Below are 559 nucleotides of genomic sequence, written 5' to 3'. Positions count from 1 at the left end.
ATGTCCGACGAGAAGAACAATCCGCCCCTGTCCCGCCGCCTCGCCCTGCTCACCCTGCTCTGGCTCACGGGACTCTACCTGCGCGTGCCCATCCTCGTGGCCCCGCCGCTTGCCCCGGTGATTGGCGACGATCTCGCGTTGAGCCAGACGGTGATCGGCGCGCTCACCACCCTGCCCGTGCTCATGCTCGCGGTCGGCGCCCTGCCCGGCGCGCTCGCCATTGCCCGGCTCGGCGCCCGACGGACCCTGGCCCTGGCACTCGTGCTGGTCGCGGCGAGCTCGGCCGCCCGCGGTCTGGCGCCGCCGCCGGCGGTGCTGCTTGCCGCCACGGCGATACTGGGGCTCGGTGTGGCGGCGATGCAGCCGGCCCTGCCGGCGCTGGTACCGCTGTGGTGCCCGGGTTTCGTCGCGCTCGGCTCCGCGGTGTACATGAACGGTATGCTCATGGGCGAGTTCGTCGGCGCCGGCCTGACGCTGCCGGTGATCATGCCGCTCACCGGCGGAAGCTGGCGGCTGACCCTGCTTACGTGGTCTCTACCGGCGCTCGCCGTCGGCGTGG

1 protein-coding gene is annotated in these 559 nt (G+C 72.8%); it reads left to right on the top strand.

Annotation, left to right across the window (positions count from 1 at the left end):
• Positions 1-559, top strand: a 559-nt coding sequence (locus G7A99_RS24170; RefSeq protein WP_163144620.1) for an MFS transporter, incomplete at both ends; no start/stop codon positions are given.

The sequence above is a fragment of the Arhodomonas sp. KWT genome (assembly GCF_010993615.1).
This window is presented reverse-complemented; position numbering and strand designations above follow the sequence as displayed.